This window comes from Nodosilinea sp. FACHB-131, assembly GCF_014695395.1.
In the GTDB taxonomy this organism is placed as follows: domain Bacteria; phylum Cyanobacteriota; class Cyanobacteriia; order Phormidesmidales; family Phormidesmidaceae; genus Nodosilinea.
This window is the reverse complement of the sequence record NZ_JACJOF010000004.1, coordinates 225634-246543: the sequence shown is the minus strand read 5'-3', so window position 1 is coordinate 246543 and position 20910 is coordinate 225634. Positions and strand designations below refer to the sequence as shown.

At 59.6% G+C, this 20910-nt stretch carries 15 protein-coding genes; 7 read left to right on the top strand and 8 right to left on the bottom strand.

Annotated features, from left to right (window positions below):
* The first annotated feature begins 17 nt into the window (after positions 1–17).
* Positions 18–1127: an ATP-binding protein gene (locus tag H6F75_RS01930; RefSeq protein ID WP_190748674.1), complete on the top strand. Its 1110-nt coding sequence runs from the start codon at positions 18–20 to the stop codon at positions 1125–1127.
* Between the two features lie 14 nt (positions 1128–1141).
* On the opposite strand, the gene menD is transcribed toward H6F75_RS01930, so the two are convergent.
* The 3 genes from menD to H6F75_RS01915 all read right to left on the bottom strand — a co-directional run bounded on the left by menD (position 1142) and on the right by H6F75_RS01915 (position 6372).
* Complete coding sequence (gene menD / locus H6F75_RS01925; protein WP_190748672.1) at positions 1142–2923, bottom strand: 2-succinyl-5-enolpyruvyl-6-hydroxy-3-cyclohexene-1-carboxylic-acid synthase; 1782 nt, start codon at positions 2921–2923, stop codon at positions 1142–1144.
* Positions 2924–2940: 17 nt separating this feature from the next.
* The gene (locus H6F75_RS01920; protein WP_190748670.1) at positions 2941–4377 is read right to left on the bottom strand and encodes an isochorismate synthase; all 1437 of its coding nucleotides are present in this window, start codon (positions 4375–4377) and stop codon (positions 2941–2943) included.
* Positions 4378–4659: 282 nt separating this feature from the next.
* Positions 4660–6372: a diflavin flavoprotein gene (locus H6F75_RS01915; RefSeq protein ID WP_190748668.1), complete on the bottom strand. Its 1713-nt coding sequence runs from the start codon at positions 6370–6372 to the stop codon at positions 4660–4662.
* A gap of 535 nt (positions 6373–6907) precedes the next feature.
* On the opposite strand from H6F75_RS01915, the gene H6F75_RS01910 reads away from it, so the two are divergent.
* From H6F75_RS01910 to H6F75_RS01900, 3 genes are all read left to right on the top strand, one after another.
* The gene (locus tag H6F75_RS01910; protein ID WP_199303700.1) at positions 6908–7951 is read left to right on the top strand and encodes a WecB/TagA/CpsF family glycosyltransferase; all 1044 of its coding nucleotides are present in this window, start codon (positions 6908–6910) and stop codon (positions 7949–7951) included.
* 133 nt (positions 7952–8084) lie between these two features.
* On the top strand, positions 8085–8918 hold the full coding sequence (locus H6F75_RS01905; RefSeq protein WP_190748667.1) for a 3'-5' exonuclease: 834 nt from the start codon (positions 8085–8087) through the stop codon (positions 8916–8918).
* A gap of 150 nt (positions 8919–9068) precedes the next feature.
* Positions 9069–10202 carry a WG repeat-containing protein gene (locus H6F75_RS01900; protein ID WP_190748665.1) on the top strand — a complete coding sequence of 378 codons (1134 nt, stop codon included), beginning with the start codon at positions 9069–9071 and terminating at the stop codon, positions 10200–10202.
* Positions 10203–10204: 2 nt separating this feature from the next.
* Here the strand turns inward: H6F75_RS01900 and H6F75_RS01895 are convergent, their stop codons facing one another.
* Positions 10205–11092 (bottom strand): alpha/beta fold hydrolase, encoded by an 888-nt coding sequence (locus H6F75_RS01895; protein ID WP_190748663.1) that lies wholly within the window; start codon positions 11090–11092, stop codon positions 10205–10207.
* Positions 11093–11300: 208 nt separating this feature from the next.
* On the opposite strand from H6F75_RS01895, the gene H6F75_RS01890 reads away from it, so the two are divergent.
* Positions 11301–11921: a hypothetical protein gene (locus tag H6F75_RS01890; protein ID WP_190748661.1), complete on the top strand. Its 621-nt coding sequence runs from the start codon at positions 11301–11303 to the stop codon at positions 11919–11921.
* A gap of 15 nt (positions 11922–11936) precedes the next feature.
* On the opposite strand, the gene H6F75_RS01885 is transcribed toward H6F75_RS01890, so the two are convergent.
* Positions 11937–12656, bottom strand: a complete 720-nt coding sequence (locus H6F75_RS01885; protein WP_242019582.1) for a COP23 domain-containing protein — start codon at positions 12654–12656, stop codon at positions 11937–11939.
* A 369-nt stretch (positions 12657–13025) separates the two neighbouring features.
* On the opposite strand from H6F75_RS01885, the gene H6F75_RS01880 reads away from it, so the two are divergent.
* Positions 13026–15260 (top strand): AMIN domain-containing protein, encoded by a 2235-nt coding sequence (locus H6F75_RS01880; RefSeq protein ID WP_190748659.1) that lies wholly within the window; start codon positions 13026–13028, stop codon positions 15258–15260.
* A 97-nt stretch (positions 15261–15357) separates the two neighbouring features.
* On the opposite strand, the gene H6F75_RS01875 is transcribed toward H6F75_RS01880, so the two are convergent.
* A complete protein-coding gene (locus H6F75_RS01875; RefSeq protein ID WP_190748657.1) occupies positions 15358–15792 on the bottom strand; it encodes a DUF1824 family protein in 435 nt (144 codons plus the stop codon).
* A gap of 96 nt (positions 15793–15888) precedes the next feature.
* On the opposite strand from H6F75_RS01875, the gene radC reads away from it, so the two are divergent.
* The gene (gene radC, locus H6F75_RS01870) at positions 15889–16620 is read left to right on the top strand and encodes a DNA repair protein RadC (protein WP_190748655.1); all 732 of its coding nucleotides are present in this window, start codon (positions 15889–15891) and stop codon (positions 16618–16620) included.
* A 181-nt stretch (positions 16621–16801) separates the two neighbouring features.
* Here the strand turns inward: radC and H6F75_RS01865 are convergent, their stop codons facing one another.
* Together H6F75_RS01865 and H6F75_RS01860 are read right to left on the bottom strand one after the other, a co-directional pair.
* A complete protein-coding gene (locus tag H6F75_RS01865; protein ID WP_190748653.1) occupies positions 16802–17935 on the bottom strand; it encodes a hypothetical protein in 1134 nt (377 codons plus the stop codon).
* 193 nt (positions 17936–18128) lie between these two features.
* The gene (locus H6F75_RS01860) at positions 18129–20750 is read right to left on the bottom strand and encodes a CPBP family glutamic-type intramembrane protease (protein ID WP_190748651.1); all 2622 of its coding nucleotides are present in this window, start codon (positions 20748–20750) and stop codon (positions 18129–18131) included.
* Positions 20751–20910 lie beyond the last annotated feature (160 nt).

The window sequence follows — 20910 nt, the reverse complement described above, 5'->3', positions numbered from 1 at the left end:
AAAGGTTGCCCTGTACTATGGCCAAGATTAGCCTCCGTAGTCGTCTCTTCATCTCTCATCTGGCAGTGATGGGAATTGGCATTTTGGCCCTGGCCATCTTTGGCAGGCTTTATACCCCCCGTCTCTTTGTGATCTCCCTGGAGCGCTATGAGAATGGGGTGCTGAGCGTGCAGCGCCGTACCCAGCTAGTCAAGGGGTTTGAGGCCGCCTGGAGCCGAGGCATGCTGTGGGCGATTTTGGTGGGTGGGGGCACCGCAGGGGGACTGAGCTACTTGGTGTCGCGACGCATTATTCGCCCGCTCGACCAGATGACGGAGGTGACGCGATCGTTTGCCGCTGGCCGATTGAACGCTCGCGTGCCGCCTTCAGAAATTTTAGAAATTCAGCGATTGGCCAGCAGTTTTAACCGCATGGCGGCAGACCTGGAGGGTGTGGAAGAGCACCGCCGCGAGCTGATTGGCGACCTCACCCACGAACTGCGCACCCCGCTGACCATTATCCACGGCTATCTTGAGGGGCTGGCCGATGGCACCGTTGCCCCAGAACCCGAACTTTATCAACGGCTAGCGGGGGAAACAACGCGCCTTCAGCGCCTGGTCAATGACCTGCAAGAGCTGTCTAAGCTGGAGGCAGGCTATCTCCCCATTCAAGCCCAGACGGTGGCGCTGTGCCCACTGCTGACCGCGCTGGTGCGTCCTTTCGCTGACCAGCTTGCCAACACCGATCGCGTCACGATTACATTGCAGTGTCCGTCCGATTTGCCATTGGTGCACGCCGACCCCAGCCGCATTGAGCAAATTGTGATCAATCTGCTGGGTAACGCCCTGCGTTACACCGAGAAGGGCGCGGTTACAGTCAATGCGTGGTTCCAGAGCGGCCGGGTCTATGTCAGCGTGACTGACACCGGCATTGGGATTGCTGAGGAAGACTTACCCTACGTATTTGAGCGATTTTGGCGGGCCGATCGCTCCCGCAACCGCAATTCTGGGGGTACAGGTCTAGGTCTCACCATCTGCCGCCGCTTGGTCGAGGTGCAAGGGGGCAAAATTGAGGTTAAAAGCACCTTGGGCCAGGGCAGTGAGTTTACGTTTTGGCTACCCCAGGCGAAGGGGAGTCAGGGCAAGTAAGTCGGGTTTGTAGCCTAAGGGTTCTGGGTCAAAAGGTTTGATAGAGCCTCTGGGGGAGTGAGGAGCTGCTGGCGAAGATTGTGGGATTGGGTGCGATCGCACCGTACCTCCAGCAACCTCACTCCGGTGGTAGGTAAACTGCTGACGCTGGCCGTGAGCTGGCTCCAGGTTTCAACTCGCTCGTAGTTTACCCCGTAGGCGGCGCAGAGGCGGTTGAGATCGACGGTTTGGGGCGTGGTAAAGAAGTCTTCAAACCAGCGTTCGCCAGGGGTGGGCAGGGTGGCAACGGGCAGTTGATCAAAGATACCGCCCCCCCGGTTATTCACGACTACCACGGTGAGATGACCCCGCAGGCGCGGCACGCTGAGCCAGCCGTTAGTGTCGTGCAGCAGGGCCAGATCGCCCGTCAGCAGCACCGCAGGCGGGCCACCGTGGGCGATGCCTAGGGCCGTCGATAGTGTGCCGTCGATACCGTTAGCCCCCCGGTTGCAGTAGGGGCGCAGGGCGCGATCGCCCGGCGGCCAAAACCATTCCACATCGCGGATTGACATACTGTTAGCGATCACTACCGCAGTTTCCTTCGGCAAAGAGCGGGCCAGCAGCCAGGGTATTTTGCCTTCAAAGAGTTGATCCAGATCTGCCAAGGCGCGATCGAGCTGTTGGCGCAGTCTCGCCTCTAACACTAGCCATTGATCGTGGTAGCAACCAGGCAGACGCGCTTCTAAAACTGGAGGCAAAACCTGGGTCAGGGCGGTAACGCTGAGGGACAAGGGCGTCACCGGACCGTGGAGAGGGTCGAGGTTGGCGCTTCCAGGGTCAACGACCCAGCGGCGAGGCTGGGCTGTCTGTAGCCACTGGCGCAGTCGTTTGCTGGTGGGCAGCGGGCCGAGCTGGATCACCTGCTCAGGCACCAGATCTTTTGCCCAGGTGGGTTGTCTCAATGCGATGTCATAGGTGGTGACCAGAGAAGCATTCAACCCAGCAGCATTGCGCAGCGGCGATAGCCCCTCGGCCAGTACTGGCCAGCCCAGGTGGTCGGCTAGAGCTGCAACGGCCTTGCAGTAGCCCAACGGATCGACGGGCTGGGCTGGGCCAGCGATGATTAAGCCGCGATCGCATTTCCGCCAGGTCTCCAGCCAGGGCAAATCTATCCCTAGCGTCGAGAACTCCTCAGGCGCCGGCACTCCAACCGCCGCTAGAAAGTCGTCGCTGAGTTCGTCTTTTAAGTGCGTTACCGAACCATCGGCAATGGGGGCTAAGGGGTCGCGGAAGGGACAGTTGAGGTGCACCGGCCCCGCCACTGGATAAAGCGATTGCCCCCAGGCCTGTCCTAAGATCTGTCGCAGATAGCGCAGCATACCCAGCTCTGCCACGGGCACCGCTAGCTCCGCATACCAATTCGGGAACGTGCCAAACAGCCTTTGCTGATCAATGGTTTGGCCCGAGGCACAATCGCGCAGCTCGGGAGGGCGATCGGCCGTCAGCACCAGCAGAGGAATGCGGCTTTCTCGCGCCTCGATAACAGCGGGGTAGTAGTTGGCCCCGGCGGTGCCGGAGGTGCAGACCAAAACCACCGGCTGCCCGGTCCGCCGAGCCAGGCCCAGGGCGAAAAATGCCGCCGATCGCTCATCGAGCACCGGCACCGCCTCAATCTCAGGATGGCTGACCAGAGCCACAGTCAGCGGCGTAGAGCGTGAACCAGGCGAGATTACAGCGGTTTTGAGCCCCAGCCGAGCCAGTGTGGCCACCAGCACCGAGGCCCAGAGGGCGTTAGTGTTGCGAAAGTCAAAGGTCATGGATCAACAGCAGGGGCCTACACCAGCGACTCGCCCAGGGCGCGCAGCTTGAGCTTAATTTCTGCCCACTCGCGATCGGGGTTAGACCCTGCCACAATACCAGCCCCGGCGTACAGCCGCACCCAAGTATCCGCCACTAAAGCCGAGCGAATGCCCACAATAAACTCGCTGTCGCCATTCGCCCCCACCCATCCCAAGGGAGCCGCGTAGAGCCCTCGATCAAAATCCTCAAAGCGCAGAATCTGGTCGCAGGCTTCGCGGGTTGGCACCCCGGCCACCGCGGGAGTTGGGTGCAAGGCCTCCACAATATGCAGCGGGTGAATATGGCGGGGCACGCGGGCACGCATCGGCGTATGCAAATGCTGAATGTTGGACAGCCGCCGTACCTTAGGCCGAGGTTGGTACTGGGGCCATAGCCCTACGCTCCGCAGTTGCCGGGCCAAAAACTCCACCACCAGCCGGTGCTCTCCCCGTTCTTTGGGGTTGTGCAACAGCCCCTGGGCGAGATAGTCATCCTGGAATGGTGCCGACCCCCGAGGTGCCGACCCAGCTAAGGCATCGGTGATCAGCTGGCCCTGGGTGAGGCTGAGCAGCCGTTCTGGACTGGCCCCCATAAACGTCTTACCGTTGCCCCGGCCCACCGAAAACACGTGGCAGTCTGGGTAGCGCTGCCGCAGACGCCCTAGGGCCGCTAGAGGCTGGATCGGTTCAGTGCTGACCCAGTCTAGGGCGTGAGCTAGCACAATTTTTTGCACCGGATGCTGGGTCATATAGCCCAGGGCACGATCCACAGCTGTCCTGAACTGTTGGCCAGCCTCGGGCACAGGCTGTACCGGCAGCCGAGCCGGATGCAGCGGATCGCGCCAGGGAGCCGTGCCCAGGCGCTCTACTGCGCGCAGCTGGTTAGCCAGGTCGTCAATGATGGTGTCTACGTCGGAGGTTGCCGTCACTAGGTAATTCAGCGTTAGGACGCCCTGCCCCCCCTGGCGCACTAGCTGCCACTGAGGTAACACCACCGTCGCCGCCGGAAAGGCCGTCTCGCCATCTTGGGAGTCGGCAAAGAAGGTGAATGCGCAAAAAAATCGGGGTCCATCGGCCCCACTGAGGGCCGCAGCTGGCCCTGCTTCGCTGTAGCGGTGGGTTTTGCTGCGCCACTGCTCAATAAATCGGCGGGCTTGGGCAAACCGGCGCGCGCCCGCAGTTTCGTAAACCAGCGCGGCCCCAAATCCTACCACCGATCGCTGGGCGGCGGGGGTTTCAAGGTACAGGTGGCGATCGCTGCTAGGAGCCAGCCGGGCCAACACCACCAGCGGGTCAACCGGAGGAATATCAAAACTCAGGTTCACCAGCTGGGGCTGATGAACCTGCCGCGCCTGACCCAGCCGACGATCTAAAAACCGGTAGGCCGACTGCAACGTCTGGTCGCGATCGGAGCAGTGAGAAACAACGGGCATAAACCTTGGGATTTTAAAGCGGTTTACTGTGTGAGCGGTTAACCTATGTCACGGTTGGCGGTGTTGGCTATAGGATGCCCAACCGCCCCGGTTGCCTGGGCTCACTGAACCCAAACCACCGGCACCCTGACCCAATTTGCCCCGCCCGCTGAACCTACGCTCTAGGTTTCATGGCAAGCTGAAACAGTCTCCAGTTAAGCCGCTCAGCCCCTTGGGCAGTATCCCTACTGGTAGCATATTCGGTTATGGCGTAACCACTTCGGGGCCAGTCGTTCACGCAGCTTAATAGTGGGTGCCGGTCTTGCGGTGGTGAATGGCGGTTTTACCGTTGCCATCCAATACCCGGCCCGCCTGCACCGTGGCGTATACCAGCCAGTGATCGCCGCACTCCATGCGCTGCTCGACGGTGCACTCTAGGTAGGCGATCGCCTCGGTCAATATCGGCGCACCATTTTCGGCCACCTCAGTCTCAATTTCGGCGAAGCGATCCTCGCCAGGGGCAAAGGGTTTGAGAAAATGCTTCATCGGCCCCAGATGCCGCCCCTCGGCCAAAATATTCAGCACAAACGCGTAGCTGGGGTACAGCAGCGACTCGATCGCTCGATCTTTGGCCACCGCCACCGTAAAGCCCGGCGGCGCAAAGGAAGCCTGGGACACCCAGGAGGCCAGCATGGCGCTCGACACCTCCCCGTGGCGGGCGGTGACGATGCACAGTGACCCCACAATTCGGCCCACGGCCTGTTCCACCGCTGAGGCCGGGGTGCGAGGCTGCTTTGCCCGCGTGGCTTTTTTAAGCCCCTGGGCGAAGTCAGTACCCACCTCTTCGCAATATTTGAGCGTGACATCGGTGGGCTTAAACTTAACGCGGATGGGCTCAAAGGCCAGGCTATAGCCGCCGTCCTTCAGCTTGCTCTCCAGCAGATCGATGGCTTCCCCGCTCCAGCCAAAGGAGCCAAACACCCCGGCGGGCTGGGTTTTAGAAGCGGTCGACAGCACAATACCCAGGGCCGTCTGCATGGGGGTAGGGGTATGTCCGCCCAGGGTAGGCGACCCCATTAAAAACCCAGCCGAGCCTTCCACAGCTGTTTTGATTTCATCAGGGCTGGCCTGCTCAGCATTAATTGACTCCACTGACACCCCAGCCTTGGTGATGCCTCGGGCTAGCGCCTGGGCAATGGTGGCCGTATTGCCGTAGGCCGAAGCATAGATCAGCGCCACCGACAGGTCTTGGCTGGTCTGGGCTTGGCCCCAGTCGCGGTAGCTCTGCACCAGTTCTCGGGGGCTGTAGCGCACCACCGGCCCGTGACCAGGGGCCAAGGTCTGAAAGGGCAGCGTGGCCACACGCCCCAGGGCAGCTAGCACCTGGCGAGCACTGGCGGCAAACAGACAGTCGAAGTAGTAGCGGCGGTCTTCGAGCAGGTCTTGCCAGCTGAGGTCAAAGACCGCATCGTCACAGCGGTGAGCCCCAAAGAACTTGTCAGAATATAGCACCTGGGAGTAAGGGTCAAAGGTAGCCAGCCCGCCAGGGTAGCGCGGGGTAGGAATCAGCTCAAATTGAAGGTGATGGCCCTGGCCTAAATCGAGGCGATCGTCACCGCTGCGAATTACCCGAAGGCGAGACGAGGCCTCGGGCAGCAGGTCATTGAGGGCCAGGGCGGCAGGGTTAGAGCACACCACGGTGACTTCTGGCAACCGCTTCAGCAGAATCTTTAAAGTCTCAACCCGGTTGGGGTTGATGTGCCCCAAAACAATGTAATTCAGCTGAGAGAGGTCGATGTGGCCCTCTAGGGCAGCCAAAAATATGTCGCTAAACGATTCACCAGGGGGGTCAATGAGGGCGATGCGATCGGCCTGAATTAGATAGCTGTTTGCCGTAGTGCCACGCTCTAACCCGTACTCAATCTCAAACCGAAGGCGGTTCCAACTGCGGCAGCGCAGTACGGTAGTGCCTGCGGCCATAGCGTAAAGCTGAACATCGCGAGGAGGGGAGGTCATGGGCATTAGGTAACGGCAGTTTTCAAGCGCCCTGGAGTTAATCCGTACTCGGTGAAAGGCCGTACAGAACCACCAAAGCATTAGTCAGACTGCTGCAATTCTAAAGGATAGCGGGAACAGCAGCCTGAGCCGCTATCACCTCAGGTTCCTGCATCCTGCGATCGCCATGAAGTCAAAGTCAGCTTCACAGAGGTATTCAGCTTTTATGAACTGTGTCGATGCTGTCCGTGCTTTCTCGCACCCTGCCCTAGACTGAGTGAGTCTCCTGAGACAATAAGCGAAGATCTGCGCACTGGGTTGAGGTGGGCCACCCCTTCCCACCACCCAACCAGCAAGCACCCCGATAAAATACCGTGATTATACTGAGATGACTAGTTATTTCTATAACACTAAGCTAGTTTGTAGCAGCGGTGCATTTGCCCAACGGGCCATCGAGGGTTGAGCAAGCGATGGGGATTGTTTGGCGTAGGGCAAACAGTTACCTAAGCGCTTTAGTTGATCGGTATCTCTCTGGTTCTTGAAGTTGGATAATCCTATGGAGTCACAGTCTACTGGACAAGCTGTTACATCAGCTATTGATGCAGCTGTTGTCAACGAAGTCGTTATCAACCCAGTTGTAGAGCAGGGTTTAGAGCCCAGCAATTTGTCATCGATTGACCCGGCGGGTGCTTCCCTAGCGGCGGTTCAGGCTGGTGAGCCGGTGCCCGCAGAAAACGTCAAGCAGCTGTATCGGCAGTTTCGTAAAGCAGCCCTAGAATCCACCGCTCGAGAGCTGCGCAAACAGCAGTATGAGCGCATTCAGACCCAGGTCGAAATTCTCAGTATTCCGATCGACAACATTTCGGTCAATGACTTTTTGAGCCAGCTGAAGAAGGGCGTGGTGTTTACCCCCAACGTCGATCACCTGATGAAGCTCCAAAAGGATATGGACTTTGTCAAGGCCTACAGCAAGGCCGACTATCGCGTCTGCGATAGCCAGGTGCTCATGTTTGCTTCTAAATTTTTGGGTACGCCTCTCAAGGCCAAGATCTCGGGGTCGGATCTATTCCCAATGTTCTGTGAGCACCACCGAAATAATGAAGCCATTAAAATCTTTTTGATGGGGGGAGCTGACGGCATTGCAGCTCAGGCGATGGAGCGCATCAACGCTCGCATTGGTCGGCAAATTATTGTGCAGGCCCATTCGCCGTCTTTTGGCTTTGAAAAGAACGAGGCCGAGTGCGATCGCATTCTAGACATGATTCGTCAGTCGCCCGCCAACGTGCTGGTCGTGGGTGTTGGCGCACCCAAGCAGGAAAAGTGGATTGCCAAGTACCGCGATCAGCTGCCCAATATTGATATTTTCCTGGCCGTAGGGGCCGCCATCGACTTCGAAGCGGGCAACAAGCCCCGGTCCCCAGAATTGTTGAGCAAGCTGGGCCTGGAGTGGCTCTACCGCCTGAGCACCGAGCCTGGGCGGCTGTGGAAGCGTTACCTAGTCGACGATTTTCCCTTCCTGTGGCTCGTGATCAAGGAGCGCTTTGCCCGGCTCTGGCGCAAGCCAGCTGTGGATGAGACCGCGTCTCGCAAGGTTGGATAGTTTCACCGGAATATGCTCGATCCATTAACTTAGCCCGGTAGCTATTAGGTTGCCTGGGTAAGTTTTTGGAGTTTGGGCGGTGGCATCGGACAAAATATGGCACCTTAGGAGGGTTCCCCGTAGTCATTGCCCTATGGTTCCTGTGTCGGTGGGTGGCATTGCTCAATCTGCGCTCTTGACAGACCAGTTGTTGGCCTACTACCGCCAGCTGTCTCAGGGGCTGCTGACGGTTGTCGATGTTGAAACAACTGGGTCCCGCCCAGACGAGGCCAGGGTGATTGAGATTGCGGTGGTACAGGGTTCGCTAGACCAGGGAATTACCCACGAGGCGTCCTTTGTAGTCAATGCCAACGTGCGCGTACCGTACACCATTACCCGGCTGACGGGCATCACCACCGCCATGGTCGAGCAGGGCACCGCTGCCGATGTAGTGTGGCAGGCGCTGCGATCGCCCCTCGACCAGGGGGTACTCACCGGCCACAACCTGGCCTTTGACTACAGCTTTATTCAAGCGGAGTACCAGCGGCTAGGTCAGGGGTTTAAGCGCCCTGAGGCCCAGCAGTTTTGCACCGTAATTTTGTCTCGGCTGCTGCTGGCCGATCTGCCCTCCCGCAGTCTGCCGCAGCTGGTACGACACTTTGGCTTTGATGTGGGGCGATCGCACCGCGCCCTAGCCGATACCAAGGCCTGCTGGCTGCTGGCCAACCTGCTGCTAGAGCGCTTGGCCAACACCTCTGACGATGCCCTGCGGCAGCAGTTTGCTGAGCAGTGGGTGCCCCTGCGGGATGCTGTCAAGGTGTTTGACTGCACCCGGGTCGAGCTACAGCAGCAGCTCGACGCCCGAGGCTGTGAACGCCGCACCTCACGGCGCGGCAACCGCCACATGTATCGCCGAGGCGACCTAGAAACCCTCTACCGCGAGCTCTACCCGCAGCTGTCCTTAAACCTGGGCGAGGCGGGAGGCTAAAGGGCGTCGCCTGCGCTTGCTCTCTACTGGGTACTGAGCCTAGATTTTTTGATTTTCTCCCCACAGCCGGGAAAAAATTCGTCATGGTTACAGGGGTAGGGGGCCAGGGAAGTTGCCATCGCAGGCCTAGGCAAGGCCAGGGAGATTTCTATGGCGCGATCGCACAGACGACAGTGGACGTGGGGCTGGGGCGGAGTAGCCTTGGTGCTGCCGACCCTGGTGGCCTGTGAGCCGCTCCCCGCTGCCTTTGGCGGCATGCCGCAGCAAACCACCGTAATGCTAGAGTTCATAAACCCTCAACCCATTGCTCTGGCCAGCGCGATGACTAGCCCCCTGCTGTTCGATACCGTCTCAGACTTTGCCGAAGGGGTCGCCCTGGTGCGCCTCAAAACCAGCCTGGGCTATATCGATCGCGAGGGCAACCTGACCATCAGGGTTACTGACGACAACATCACTATGGCCGCCGACTACGCCGAAGGGTTGGCGGTCGCCCAAGCTGGAGCCTACTTTGGCTACCTCGATCGCCAGGGTCAGTGGGCCATACCGGTGCAGTTTCGCAAGGCCAAGTCGTTTTCTGAAGGGCTGGCGGCGGTGCAGGGGGGCACCAAGTATGGCTATATCAATCGCCAGGGTGAGTGGGTGATTGAGCCCCAGTTCGACCTGGCGGAACAGTTTGTGGGCGATCGCGCCCTGGTGAAGCTGGGGGAAACCTACGGCTACGTCGACCCCGAAGGCCACACCGCCATTCCCCTGGAGCTAAAGGATGCCTGGAGCTTTTCTGAATCACTGGCGGTGGCGCGGGTAGATCGGCTCTACGGCTACATTGACCCCAGCGGCACGATGGCGATCGCCCCCAGCTACGATGGGGCCTTTAGCTTTTCTGACGGCCTGGCCCGGGTGCGCCAGGGCCGCAACTTTGGCTTTATTGATGCCACTGGGGCCATGGTGGTGGAGGCGACTCTACCCTTTGCTTCTGACTTTTCGGAGGGGCTGGCGGCCGTGCTGAGCGAGGGTCAGTGGGGCTACATCGACCGCACCGGCCAAGTCGCCATTGCTCCCAGCTTCGCCTACGCCGCCGATTTTTCCGAGGGACTGGCTGCCGTTCAGAAAGATGGGCTCTATGGCTATATTGACCCTAAGGGAGCCTGGATCGTAGAACCCCAGTACACCAATGCCGGGCGGTTTTCGGAAGGGCGAGCACGGGTGCAAATCGACAACCGCTGGGGCTTTATTGACACTGAGGGTAAGGTTCTCACTGGGGTTGGCTTCAAGAGGTTGGAGTAGCTCTACTGGGCCAAATCGGTCAAAAATTGCTGAATTAGCCCAATAGTGACTCCAGGCTGCTCCAGCTGAGGGGTCAGCCCTACCCCCGGCAGCACCTCAAAGTGGCGGATGGCAGCGGAGTTAAGGGCTGCGAACCGGCGACCAATCGACACGTCAGTGAGCTGGGCTACTTCCCCCCAGAGCAGGGCGGTGGGAATGGTGAGCTGGGGCAGGTAGGTGGCCAGATCAAAGCTCAGGTCACCTCGCACAAAGGCGAGAGCAGCGACATCGGCATTGGGCTGTTGGGCCGACTTCAGGTAGGCCGCTACCATGTCGTCAGAAATTTTGCTAGCGTCGGCAAACTGGCGCTGGGTCAAGAACAGCTTAATGCCCTCGGCGGTGGCGATCGCCCCTCGATAGAGCACCTGATCAATCACCGGCAGCTTCACGAGCTGGTTGATCGGTGAGCGGCTGGGGTCTTGGCCAAAGTCGGCCAGCCCCACTGGGGTCACCAAAAATAGTCCTCGCAGGCGATCGGGGTGGTCAATGGCAACCCGCACCAGCATGGCCCCGCTGAGGGATGAGGACACCACCACGGGTGGAGCCGGGCAGAGGTCGATCAATTCGCTTAGCAGGCTCAGGTAGTTGGCGGTGGTCAAGGGGCGATCGGGATGGTCGGAGCTACCCCAGCCGATCAGATCGGGGGCCAGCACCGGGTGTTCGGCGGCGAAGGCTGGATATACCTTGGACCACTCATAGCTCGACGACCCACCGCCAAAGCCGTGGACAAATAACAGCGGCACGGCTGAGACCGGGGCCTTAGGCCAGAAGCCAGGGTCAGCTTCGATGTAGGCTACGGTGCCCAAGCTCAGGGCCACCGATCGCTGGATAAAACCGGGAGGGATAAACATAGAACCACGCCGTTACTGCCTTCTGATTACCACGAAGCCTTGCCCCTTGCCCACAGGCCCGGACGCGATGGCCATCAGCGGGGTCATTTCGATAGCCTTAGCGTTGCAGGGCGTTGGTGCAGCCTTCTGTAGGAACCGCGGCAACCATTGCCCCAATCCGCCGTCTTAACCCATAGCAATTTTTAACGAGCTTTGGGAGCCAACAGCCATGGGACAACGCGTTCAGCGGCTTTCTCTGGTGAGCTTTGGGGGATTGGTGCTGATCTCGGCGGGGCTGGCAGGGTTGATTCACCAGGTGTCGCCCCGACGAGACCCCAGCTTTGAGGTGAATAGCGGTAATGCCGGTACGCTGGTGCCCTGGCTGCAGTGGGTGCCTGAGACCCTGTGGTTGTGGACTAGTTTGGCCCTAGCGGCGCTGCTGGCAATGAGTTTGACTTGGGTACTGAGGCAGTGGAGCCAAGCACCGGAGCGACCCGGTCACTGGGCGAGGTGGATTGCGATCGCCGCCGTGCTTTTTCTGGCGTTGGGGTTTACCGGCTACATGCTAGCCCTCAGTTCGTCAGCCTATTCCCACAAGTCCATTGGCCCCATTAAGCTGGCTGCGGCAATAACGCTGCCAACCCTGCTGACAGTTCACTTTACCGGCATGATTTGGTTTTGGCAGCGGATAAAAACAGCGCTGGCCCAGGACTCTGGGCCAGCGCCGGCATTGCAGCGGTGGGGGCAACTCTACACCAGCGTCTACTGGGCAGGGTTTGCCGCCAGCTTGTTTACCGCTCTGCAAATTTTATTTTTGAGCTATCTCTTTGCTCAACACATGGTGGACTAGATCAGCCTAGCGCTTCTAGCGAAACGCATCAGGGTTGAGGGACCGACCGTTGGGGCTGCCGCCGCTCAGGCGAGCACCGGTGCCGCCATCGGTGGGGTCGAGAAAGGGCTTGAGGTTGATGCCGCTGCTGCGCGAGCTGCTGGTGGAACTGGGCAGACCCAAAATATTGCCAATTTGGCCCAGCACATCGCTATTGCCGCCCGCAAAGGTGGTCACCGCGTCAGTTTGGTCGCCTCGGTCGGCGATGGCCAGGTTGTCAAACACGAGATCGCGGGTTGCTGTCGCATCTTGCCCCGGGGGCACGGTGAATACGATGCGGCAGGCGGGGGTGGACTCGGTGGTCACGCATACGGTGTTGTAGCCGTTTTCTACCGAGGTTTCAAGAGCCATCAGACCGTCAGGACGGTACTCCTCTAGGCGGGCGCTAATGGTGGCACAGCGTCGTTCGGCAGGCCAGGCACTGCCCATATCTTGGGGTACCGCCCAGGGGTAGGACTGCCCCGGCTGACTGGTAGGGGAATACATTACGGTGTATTGCCCGTCCTGCATCTGACAGGTGAAGCGCGGCGCGGTATCGGCCTCAGCGGGCTCTGCCGGAGTAGTTTCGGAATTCCCTTCAGGGGTGCTTTCTGGAGTTTGGGCTTGGCCCACAGCCCCAAACGGTCCGGTCAGTAGGGCGGTGGCTAGCCCACCCATAAGTACTTTAGCGAACGTGCCAGTCGTAGAACGAACCATGTGTGCTGCCTCCAGAAGTCGATTTGGCGTGTGAGTATATCTTTGCTCAGGGTGCCCCAGCGGCTGAACTACAGACCAGCCCGCAAGGCTTAACCCCAAAAGCGATTCCCTGTAGTGCGCGACGCGATCGCTCCCCCACAAGTTCCCCTCACTTTCTATCCCCTCGTCACCTTGATCTTCAACCTGCTTAAACTCTCCTCTCCCCCTTGCAATTCTCAAAATTGTGCGTATCCTTAGTTAGGCTTTGGGCTCACGCTGTATTTAGGCTAGGTAAACCTAGGTTTGACGCTACATCTAGCGTTTGCCGAAAAAATCATTGGTATCTGCGTTCACTCCACACTCACACCGCCCCAGAGGGAGACATAACCCATGGAACACCCAACCCACCATTCTGCTGCATCGCGTACCGGCTACCGTCTGGGTGGCTGGGCAGGCGTTGGTCTAATGGTGTCTACCCTGCTGCTTATCAGCCCCGCCGCCCAGGCCGAAACCCTTACTGCCTGGCAGTTTGACCCAGCGACCCAGCAGTTAACCTTTACCCTGCCCAGCGGCATCACTCCCCAATATGCCGTCGCAGCGGACGCCTCCCAAATTGTGGTGACCCTGCCCCAAACCCAGCTGGGAACGGTAGCCACCCAGCAAACCTACAGTGGTACCGTCAGTCAGATCAGCCTCAGTCAGGTGAACGATGCCACCGTGGTGGTGCTCGACCTGGTCGCCGACACTGTGCTGGCCGCAGAGGGAGTCAGCCTGATCTCAATTGCAGCGGGTGATCAAACCCGCTGGGTGCTTACTGCCTTAGCCGCTGGTTCTAGCGAAACCCCTACGGTGTCTGCGCCCAGCAGCGCCCCTGCACCGGGCAACGTCGCCATGATTGTGGAACTGCCGGTGATTCCAGGAAACGACCCACAGTTAGGCTTTCCGGAAGCGGGTACCGGACGGCTGAGCACATCGGCCGCCAACTTGATGCTGCCCAGCGATATTGCCAGCCTGACGAACCTGCCTGAGACTCTGCCCGTAGACCCCTTCAACCTCGGGCAACCCGGAGAGCAGATATCGGTGCCCAGCCTGGCTGAACTCGACGCGGTGATCGGCCCAGTGGCCACTGCGCCCCAAGGGCCAAGCGCAGCCTCGGCCCAACCGCCGACCGCTGGGGCGGCACCCGAAGCGGCGATCGCCCCACTGCCCGCCGTACAGCCCCCCACCAGTACCGGCTCGGTGCTGACCTTTGAGCCACCGTCGCTGGCCGAGGGCGCTGTCACCACTGCCCAGCCACCGGTTGCCGCAGCTCCTACCCCTGGGCCCGAAGCAGTGGCAATCCAGCCAGCCAGTCCTCCGGCATCTCCTGCCGCACCCGCGATTGATACCGAGACCAGCGGTGTGCCGATTGCGGTCACCCCACCTGAGCTGCCAACCCCTGGGCAACCAGCGGTAGAGCCTGAAGCGGTTGAATCGGAGGCGATCGCGGCTGCTCCAACCACTGCTCCTCCCGTCGAAGCCAGCAGCCCGACTCCGGTCATTGCTGCCGACCCACCAGCCCTACCAGAATTGCCCGCAGAGACGACCGCAGCTGCTCCAACCCCTACCCCTTCTGTCGAAGTCAGCAACCTAGCTCCAGTCATTGCCGCCGACCCACCGGCTCTACCAGAACTGCCTGCTGAGGCGGCTACGGCTGCTCCAACCACTACCCCTGCGGTTGAAGCCAGCAACCCGGCTCCGGTCATTGCCGCCGACCCGCCAGCCCTACCAGCATTGCCCGCAGAAACGGCAATGGTTGAAACCCAACCTGCTGGAGCGATTGCCGTTCAGCCCAACGCGATCAGCCAAGAGCCCCCTCCGGTGGCCACTGTTCCCGTTGAGTTAGCTGGCACCGACCCCAATCTTCTAACCGTACCCACTGCCCCAACCACCACCAGCCAGGGTACTGTAGTTCCCCCATCGAGCCCGGTGATGTTGGCCGCAGCTAGAGAAACCGTTCTGTTTGGTAGCCCCCTGCCCGGCAACGGCGACCAGGCAGCTCTACCTAGCGCTATTAACTCCACTCCTAGCGATCGCCCCCTTTCCCCCGACACGCTGGTGGCAGCGGGCACGGTGCTAGAGCTGCGCTACGTCGGTAATGAGCCCCTCGATCTGAACACCAGCTCCAGCCAAAACCAGGTGCTGCTGCTGGCCCACGACATTCGCGACCCCATCACCAACGGCATTGTCGCCCCGGCGGGCAGTCAGCTAATTGGTCAATTTGAACCCACCCCTGAAGGCCAGCGCTGGGTGAGCAAAATGCTGATCGCCCCCAACGGGCAGCAGGTCGATTTTGCCAGCACCACCGAATATATGGTGGGTAACACTGAGGTTAGCAGTCCTCGCCTGGCCGCTGGAACGGGGTTAGGCGCCCTAGCTCTGCTGCTGTTGACTGGCTTTAGCGGCATCGGGCTACTCGGTGGCGCTCTAGTCGGGGCGACAACCGTGGTGGGCACCTCTCCCCAGTACGTTGTCATAGAGCCCAACCAGGTGATTCAGGTGCAGGTGATGCAGGATGTTCCCCGCGCCATCCCCATTGCTGCCGTCCCAGAAACCAGCCGCGAGTGGGGCAGCGGCGGCTGGTAGACCAGCACTAATCCAGCAGAACAGGCAAGCAAAAAGGCTTCAGGTAGAAACATACTCATACCTGAAGCCTTTTTGCTGCACTCTCAACCTCAATCGACTAGGGCTGCGCTGGGAACAGGTCGAACGGAAACGGGCCGTAGGTGCCCGACAATTCAGTTACCTCAGGGTCAGAGGTGTGGAAGGTGATTAGCACCCCGCGCGATTGACCGCTGTAGTCATCCAAATACCACGCGCCTTTAAGGGTGTTGAACTTGAGATAAACCGCTCCCTCACGGGCAGGCAGGTCCAGGCTGACGGTAACCCCGAGGGCTTTCAAAAACAACTCTAGGGCTTGCTGCCCCTCAGCCAAGGTATCGGCGCAAATGCCCAAGGTTTGGTAATCAGACCAGTCGTTAAAGTCGCTCAGGTCAGCCCGCACCTGGGCGGCTTCGGCATCGCTAAGGGTGGGCGGCGTGGTGAGGCAGCTAAACTGGCCCAGCCGCTGGCGAATGGCGGCGATCGCAGCGGCGGCGGGAAAAGGTGAGGTGGTCATAGGGAGTTCTCTGTTGTCTGTTTCGGAGGTGAATTATCCCAAAGCGGTTTGGGCTTACTAGCAATGGGCCCCTGGCCCAGCTACCAGAGGTGCCACATGACCTACCATGTCCGCATGTTGGACATGCCGTCGAGCGATCGCCCGCGAGAACGGCTGCTATCTTACGGGGCTAAAAGCCTCTCGGCCGCAGAGCTACTGGCCATTCTGCTGGGCACTGGCCAGGGGCCAGGCAAGCTGTCAGCGGTGGGGCTAGGCCAGCTCATTCTGCAAGAAATGGGGCAAAACCAGCGCGATCCGCTCACCTCTTTAAGGGATGTGTCGGCCCACGATCTGGAGCAAATCTCAGGCGTTGGCCCGGCTAAAGCCACCACCATATTAGCCGCCATTGAGCTGGGGAAACGGGTGCTGCAAGCGATTCCGCCCGAAAAAACTGTCGTAGATGACCCCGCCATTGCCGCCGCCGCGCTCAGCCACGAATTGATGTGGCAAGCCCAGGAGCGCTTCGCCGTAGTGCTGCTCGACGTGCGCCACCGGCTGATGGGCACCAAGGTAATTACTATCGGCACCGCCACCGAAACCTTGGCTCACCCCAGAGAAATCTTCAAAACCGTAATTCGCCACGGCGCCGTGCGCTGCATTGTGGCGCACAACCATCCCTCAGGCAACCTCGAACCTTCCCCCGACGACCTCTCGCTCACCCGTCAGCTCCTTCAGGGGGCGCAGATTCTTGCCGTGCCGGTGCTCGACCATTTAATTATTGGCAATGGCGACTTCCGCAGCCTGCGCCAAACCACCCAGCTCTGGCAAGAAACGCCTCAGGGGGTGTAGAGGTGCGTTGGGTCTTCAGGGCGATGAGACGCATAACGCAGCAATAGCTACCCGAGGGATAGCCGGGGCTCTTCTAAAAGACCAAAAAAAGGAGAGTGCAACGGCTAAAACCCGACCCCGAAAGGATCATGCACCCTCCTACAGTTCTGTCTGAGAGGCTCTTTGGAGGCTTTGCGATCGCCTAGATCGGCGCAGCGGCAGAACCTTCCAGCGCTGGTGCTACGGTTGCTAGGTCAAAGCTGTCGTTGATGTCGCCGAGGGGCGTAGTCAACGAGGCCGTAGCAATGCCGCCACTGACATCAATAACGCCATCGATACCGGCAAAGAAGTCGGCGCCCTGGTTGGTGAAGGCCACTACGTCAAAGGCGGTTTCAAACAGCCCCAATGGGCTTTCGATCGCAGCATCAAGCACGCCGTCGGTGATCGTACCAGTACCGTTTAGGTCTTGAACAAACCCGGCCACATATTCACTAGCCAATGGACCGATGTTAAGATCGGTCGCGACCGGCAGGCTCAGACTAGGGCTGATGGGCACCGAGGCGTCTAAACTAGCCAGTCCGTCAGCGAAATTCAGCGACCCAGTCACCGCCGAGAGGGGCACCGACAGATCGCCATAGACACTTGAGGATGCCACAATATTGCCGCTGTTAAAGTCCACGACACCGTTGATGTCGCTCACCAGAGGCAGCGCCGTAGCGAAGGGGAAGACCGCGTCATCCTCAAAGTCAATGTCGGCTACTAGCTGGCCAAAAGGCGTGGCCAGATCGAGGTTGAGATCACCCCCGGCCACATCCACGGTGCCGCTGAGGGGGCCTAGAGCTGTGGCTAAATCGAGGGTAAACGCGCCGTTGGCAAACGGTACGGTGTCATCAATGGCATTGATGGCATCTAGCACGAAGGTGCTAGCGGCAGCAGCTAGGTCAACCGGTGGCAAGGTAGCTGTTTGACCATCAGTGGCGATCGCCGCCTCTAAGATTCCCCCATCTAGGGTGAAGGTGCCATCTGAGACAGCGGCCAGATCGGCAAAGCCTCGCAGAGTTGTAGGGGCATCAAAGGTGCCCGTTAGGGCCGTGCCATCGGCCAGCAGCAGGTTGGCAGCAAACCGGCCATCTTCCACAGAAATTTGGCCAGTAGCATCGGGCAGGCCGCTGGCCAAATCGGCCACTAGGTCAGCAAAGCTGGGGTCGAAAGCGGCTAGCAGGGTCAACACACTGGTGCTGCTGAAGAAGGATTCGTTGGGAGTAAATTCAACAACAGCTTCTTCTTCGTTGAAAAAATCTTGGTTGGGCGACAAATCAGTATCAGTCAAAGACATAGGGAACACCCTTGCTTTCCTTTAGATAAACATCAGCGACAGATGACCTGTCGCAGGCGGCGGTGGGGCCACCCACTGGTCTGCAATGCTCCGCTGGGTATTGTGCCACAGGAATCTAAGAGTGCCTAGGTAAATTTTTGGGCGATCGCATCGTCATTTCTACCTATTCCCGTAGCCTTACACTGCAAGCCCGTCACTGCCGAAACGGCGCGATCGGCTTGCGCCCTCTACCCCGGACCGCCCTCACACCACCCAACCGCGCCCAGCCGCCAAAGCGATACACCCACACCAGCACCACCACCCAGTGCATCAGCACCACCAACCAAAGTGATCCCGTAATCCAATACGCGCCGATCAGTACCAGCCCCAACCAGCCCGCTAGCACCAAAAAGCGAGGGTCAGAGAGGCCAGCCCCAGCCCCTCTGTACAGGGTTCTATCCAACACAACGTGATACAGAATAAACGCCACAAAGCTGACGATGCCCCACAGCAGCCAGCGATCGCTGGGCACCCCTTCCACCGGGTGGGGCAGCAGTATGACGCGAAAGATCGTTTCTTCGAGCAGGGCAGGGGCAACGAAGCGGCGCAGGGCGTCCAGAGCAAAGCCTACTGGGCTAACCACCGCCTGCTGCCGCACCAAAAATCGTTTTCTCAACCCAAAGGGCAGCGCCACCAGGCCGTAGAGCGACAGCATGACCAGCCCCAGCAAGCCCATGGGCCAGCTCAACCCGGTGGCAAAGGCATCGGCCAGCCGCTGGGTGCCCCGTCCCAAAATGAGAACACCCCCAAAAAAAGTCGTCGGGGGAAGCGGCTGCACCATCGGGTCAAAGCCGCCCACCATGTTGGTACGCAAAAACCACAGCTGACCGCCATGCTCCAAAAAAATGCGGGCTACCCGGTCGTGGGCCCAACGAGGCATCATGCTGTGCCAGGTGAGCATACCGCTCAACAACCTGCGGCTGTTGGTAAGATCGCCGGTTGAGTCAACCCCAGCCAGCGATTCAGCATTGGCTTGCCAGTCGGGACGCACCACACCGTAGGGCACCAGCATCGCTTCGAGGTCGTTGCCCAAAGCGGCAAAACGTCGAGATCGCTCGACCTCTGGGCTATCAGGGTTTTGCTGCACCCAGGCGGCAATCTCAGGCTGGCTGTCGATCTGACGGCGAATCTGCTGAATCGCAATAAACAAGGCCTGGTTCGAGTCTTGCACACAGGACGTGGCGGGGGTGACCGGAGCCACGCCCGTGCCATCGCCAACGCGATAGCGAGCTGCAATCACCTGGAGCTGTAGCAACAGCTCGCGAAACAGCGAAATGCGCATGTCGCCAAACTGAAACGGAGCGATGAAGGCGTCGAGCTTGACCACCACATCGGACACGGGGCGAATGCCGAGCCAGCCCCGCTGCATGTCGCCCATGTAGTCGGCCCAGTCGTGGGCACCAGACACAATGCCGTTAGGGTTGTGGGCGTAGATCTGCTGGTACTGAATATCAAACTGCAGCTCGTTGGTGATAGGTTCGCGCACCACCTGCGCTAGTCCGTAGGCAAAGTGGCCAGTTATGGTGCCGACTGGAGCAAACTCTGCTTTCTCGCCGCCGATGCCGCCGAAGAGGTGAATCACGAGGCCATAGTCGCCCTCTTGCCACTGGGCTTGGGCGGTGTCGGCACTGCCAGCGGTGGCGCTCACCAGCAGGCGCTGAAGGGTGCCTTGGCGCTGGGGCGTGCCTTGCCAGTTGTCGTGATCGACGTAGCGGCGACCTGGGACCAACCCAAGCACCACATCGTCAGGCTGAAGCTGAACCAGGGCTCTGGGCTTAAGGGCCTGCACAGTGAATAGACCGTCCTCGGCGCGGCTGCCATAGATATACCAGCCAGCGCTGCCGGCGGGCGACTCGACCAAGTTTCGCAGGTTAGACATGAAGCGATCGCCTGCCATCGCCGGCTGCTGCGGAATATGCACAGTGCCCGTAGGACCGCTAAAGTTACCCGATCCGGCGTTATAAAACTGAACCCGAAAGTATTCGGTTGGGCAGGGCGGCTCACCAGGGCAGCTCGTAGGCGGCGAAGTCTTGACGGTTTCGTCAGGCCCCAGGAGCTTTACCAGGCCATATTCTCTACCGGTGATTTGAATGGGCTCAAGGCCAACCCGCAGTAGGGGGCGATCGCCTTCTGTGACCACCTCCACCTCGGCCAAACGGACGGTAACGTCATCGTTGGGTCGTGCCCCCGCTAGAGATTGCAGCGGCCCGACCGCCTTGCGGCCATTCAGCCGGGTGGGCAATATGTTGCCGTTGGCCAAAAACCGCTCGGCCTGGCTATTAAAGGCAACATCACGAGTAACGGCCTTCATATAGGCTTGGGATTGGGCATTGGGTTTCCAGGTGAGCTTCACCCTTTGGCCTGCCAGTTCAGGAAAGTCAGGGGAGCTATACCACAGATCCATCCACACCCAGTCGCCCGGGACGGCAGCGTATTCGGCCTCACTGGGGAGAATGAGCCTTCCGTTCCACAGCCCGTTGGGGCGCAGAAAGGGAGCGGTAGGCAGAGGCTTGGGTGGGAAGGTCTCAACTCGGTTAGCGGGCAGGGTGAGGGCGCGGTCGTAGTTGGTGACGGCACCGTTGGGCTCAGCCCCAGTATCTAGGGCCTGAGAGAAGAAGTCGGTGGCCAGTGGCTCGCGGGGTGGCGGTGCTGCACATTCTGTTTTGGCGGCTAGCAATCCCAAAAAGCAGGCTACGGCAACAATGACAGCAACCCGCTGCACCAATCGCTGGAGACGGAGAGGCAACGGCAAGTCTAGACCAGAAGGCCGTAGCATTAGGAACGCCTACCCTGGGGCAGAAAAACGCTAGTAAACCACATTCGGCCCCCCAGAAAGTCAGCCTTAAGGAAAATCAAAGCTTCGCCTTCCTGGGCGGCAGTCCTTAAGCGATGGCTCTCATCAAGAGAGTTAGCCTCAATTGTCCTGGGAGCATCGG

Bases quoted from the DNA above. Each gene is read 5' to 3' on its own strand.
- H6F75_RS01865 (WP_190748653.1), bottom strand. From the start codon at position 17,935: ATGTCTTTGACTGATACTGATTTGTCGCCCAACCAAGATTTTTTCAAC.
- H6F75_RS01910 (WP_199303700.1), top strand. From the start codon at position 6,908: ATGGAGTCACAGTCTACTGGACAAGCTGTTACATCAGCTATTGATGCA.
- H6F75_RS01920 (WP_190748670.1), bottom strand. From the start codon at position 4,377: ATGCCCGTTGTTTCTCACTGCTCCGATCGCGACCAGACGTTGCAGTCG.
- H6F75_RS01860 (WP_190748651.1), bottom strand. From the start codon at position 20,750: ATGCTACGGCCTTCTGGTCTAGACTTGCCGTTGCCTCTCCGTCTCCAG.
- H6F75_RS01895 (WP_190748663.1), bottom strand. From the start codon at position 11,092: ATGTTTATCCCTCCCGGTTTTATCCAGCGATCGGTGGCCCTGAGCTTG.
- H6F75_RS01900 (WP_190748665.1), top strand. From the start codon at position 9,069: ATGGCGCGATCGCACAGACGACAGTGGACGTGGGGCTGGGGCGGAGTA.
- H6F75_RS01915 (WP_190748668.1), bottom strand. From the start codon at position 6,372: ATGACCTCCCCTCCTCGCGATGTTCAGCTTTACGCTATGGCCGCAGGC.
- radC (WP_190748655.1), top strand. From the start codon at position 15,889: ATGACCTACCATGTCCGCATGTTGGACATGCCGTCGAGCGATCGCCCG.
- H6F75_RS01875 (WP_190748657.1), bottom strand. From the start codon at position 15,792: ATGACCACCTCACCTTTTCCCGCCGCCGCTGCGATCGCCGCCATTCGC.
- H6F75_RS01890 (WP_190748661.1), top strand. From the start codon at position 11,301: ATGGGACAACGCGTTCAGCGGCTTTCTCTGGTGAGCTTTGGGGGATTG.
- H6F75_RS01880 (WP_190748659.1), top strand. From the start codon at position 13,026: ATGGAACACCCAACCCACCATTCTGCTGCATCGCGTACCGGCTACCGT.
- H6F75_RS01930 (WP_190748674.1), top strand. From the start codon at position 18: ATGGCCAAGATTAGCCTCCGTAGTCGTCTCTTCATCTCTCATCTGGCA.
- H6F75_RS01885 (WP_242019582.1), bottom strand. From the start codon at position 12,656: ATGGTTCGTTCTACGACTGGCACGTTCGCTAAAGTACTTATGGGTGGG.
- H6F75_RS01905 (WP_190748667.1), top strand. From the start codon at position 8,085: ATGGTTCCTGTGTCGGTGGGTGGCATTGCTCAATCTGCGCTCTTGACA.
- menD (WP_190748672.1), bottom strand. From the start codon at position 2,923: ATGACCTTTGACTTTCGCAACACTAACGCCCTCTGGGCCTCGGTGCTG.